Origin of the sequence: Haladaptatus sp. W1 (assembly GCF_001723155.1) — an archaeon.
GTDB lineage: Archaea > Halobacteriota > Halobacteria > Halobacteriales > Haladaptataceae > Haladaptatus > Haladaptatus paucihalophilus.
In genome coordinates this window covers 1-2,347 of the sequence record NZ_MEIH01000095.1, presented here as the reverse complement: position 1 = coordinate 2,347, position 2,347 = coordinate 1, and the positions used below count along the sequence as shown (strand labels likewise).

Annotated in this window: 4 protein-coding genes; 2 read left to right on the top strand and 2 right to left on the bottom strand. The window is 61.9% G+C overall.

From position 1 onward, the window contains the following. Positions 1–808 (bottom strand): protoglobin domain-containing protein (locus BG842_RS05445; protein WP_254662921.1); only part of this gene is annotated, 808 nt, incomplete at its 3' end. Between the two features lie 89 nt (positions 809–897). Here BG842_RS05445 and BG842_RS29590 point away from each other — a divergent pair. Together BG842_RS29590 and BG842_RS05440 are read left to right on the top strand one after the other, a co-directional pair. Continuing rightward, on the top strand, positions 898–1,092 hold the full coding sequence (locus BG842_RS29590) for a hypothetical protein (RefSeq protein WP_175424081.1): 195 nt from the start codon (positions 898–900) through the stop codon (positions 1,090–1,092). A gap of 30 nt (positions 1,093–1,122) precedes the next feature. Continuing rightward, a complete protein-coding gene (locus tag BG842_RS05440; RefSeq protein ID WP_069449990.1) occupies positions 1,123–1,632 on the top strand; it encodes a hypothetical protein in 510 nt (169 codons plus the stop codon). 1 nt (position 1,633) lies between these two features. On the opposite strand, the gene BG842_RS05435 is transcribed toward BG842_RS05440, so the two are convergent. Beyond that, positions 1,634–2,347: GTP-binding protein (locus tag BG842_RS05435; RefSeq protein WP_254662920.1), on the bottom strand; the 714-nt coding region annotated here is incomplete at its 5' end.

The window sequence follows — 2,347 nt, the reverse complement described above, 5'->3', positions numbered from 1 at the left end:
TCTCCGACTGCTCCTCGGTGAGTTGGTTGATTTCGACGGAGCTCTCGGCGACGTCGGCGGCGGATTCGTGTGCGTCGAGAACGTGCTCTTCGGTCGATTCCCGAAGGGTGCGCGAGCGCGCTATCTCCTCTTTCATCTGCTGGCTGTGCGAGTGGACGTAGGTGTCCGCCGCTATCTGCATGTCGAGGTTGAGCACGCGGAGCACCGAGAGCATGTCCTCGAAGCGCTCGTGTGCCGACTCCCGGACCTCGGAGACGAGTTCGTCCACGTCGGTCGTGGTCCCGGCGAGTTGCCCGCCGTCGGTCGCCGCGGGCGAGACGTGCTCTCGAATCGTCGATTCGAGGTCGTCCTCCAGTCGCTCTTTCAACAGACACCCGATGAGGTCGTAGTAGATGCTGTACTGGCCGATGTAGTGGTTCAACGGCATGTCCAGCATGTCGTGGAGCTTTCCGATTCGCGCCCGGTTTCGGACGTACTCCTCGTCGTAGGTCGCGTCGGCGAGGGTGACGAGGTACTCCCCCTGTGTCGATTTCAGCGATTCGATACCGCGCGTGGAGTTCGCGAGGATTTCGTGTGTCTTCTCGTGTTCCTGCAAATTCTCGTAAAACTGGTCGGCTACCGTCCCGCGGTTGGCCTCGAACGTCGGGCGGAGGGCGGACAGTCGGCTGGCGTCCTCCGCGTCGAGGCCGAGAAACGACTTCCGTCGCTCTATCTCTTCCATATCGAGACCCATCTCGTCGAGTTGCGCGTCGATATCGACCCGTTTCCCGAGTTCGGAGTTCCCGAACACGTCGCCTGTGCTGTTCATGGCGTGTACTGTGGTCAAGTATTTAAATTATTACCGTTATCAGCGTCCGGGAACCTGCCCCAAACACAACACTACGGCGGTCGTATGGTGTGTATCTAAACGGAGGGGGGACAGATTATCAAATCACGCTCATTTCTCGGATTCGGTGTCTGTCCCTCCAAAAGGACTTTCATTCCGGCGACCACATCATCGAAACGATGGACGAGTACGTCGAGCGGCGCTTCGAAACGAACCGATGTGGCGTACGAGGAGACGCTGACGGCGTGGCCGCCGAAATCGGATGACCTTTCCGCGAGCGCGACCGAAGCGCGGACGTGAGCGCAGACACTCCGGTTCGCGTCGAAGTGCATCCGGGCCGCGAGGCGGTCGTGGAGTTCGACCCCGACCTCACCTTCGAGTGCGTCGATAGCTGTACGTGGTGTTGCCACCACGGCGTCCTGCTGTACGACCGCGAATTCTTCGAGTTGGGAGAACACGCAGACCTGAACGAAGCGACTACCGAGTTCTGCGGCGAGGATTTCGTGCGCCGCGAGGAGAAGGACCACGACGAAACCGCCGAGGACGGCTGTGCGTGTCACTTCCTCCGCGGAGACGGCCGCTGTGAGTTGCAGGCCGAAAACGGCTGGAAGCCCGCCCGCTGTTTCGTCTACCCCGTCTCGATTCGCACGGAAAACGGCGAGATGCACGTCGATATCCGCGAGTCGGCGTGGGACCACTGCGAGGGAATGAACGCCAGCGACCGGAGAATCATCGACCACTTGGACGCCTTTTTACCAGAATATCTGTGGGACGTGGAGAACCCGGATTCGGCGCGGGAACTGTGAGTTACCGAGCGGGGTGAAGCGGTCGGGGGCTTCGGTACGAGACCGACGAGATACCGTAGGCCTCCTGCGGATGACGGTGGTTGGAATGGTCGTGAGCGTCGTGGGCGTGAGTCTCGTGTTCGTCGTGTTCGTCGTGACCGTGCGCTTCGTCGTGGTCGGCGTGGTCCATCGCCCGTTTCCATCCGGCGGAGTCGGTCACGTCGCCGAGGTCGAACAGTCCGCGGTCGAGGATGCGGTCGGGGGACACCCGGCCGTGTTCGGTTCGAATCAGTTCCGCGCGCGGTTGCAGTGCGCGTAAGGTGGCCTCGATTTCGTCCAGACGGTCCGCGTCCACGAGGTCGCATTTGTTGAGCAACAGCACGTCACAGAACTCTATCTGTTCGATAACGAGGTCCGAGAGGGGGCGCGTGTCGCCGTCCTCGGTTTCTGTGCGCTCGACCGGCGCGCCGTCGGCGAAGAACTCGTCGAACTGCCGCGCGCTGACGACGGTGACGGTCGTATCGACGTCGTAGCGCGCCGCGACGCGGGATTCGGTCGTAAACAGTCGGGCGATGGGAGCGGGTTCGCTGATGCCCGAGGACTCCACGACGAGCGTGTCGAACTCCCACTCACGCGCGAGGCGGGTGACTTCGGTTCGGAGGTCGTCCTGCAGTTCACAGCAGATACACCCGTTCGAGAGCTCCGCGACGCCCTCGTCCGCGACGAGTTCCGTCCC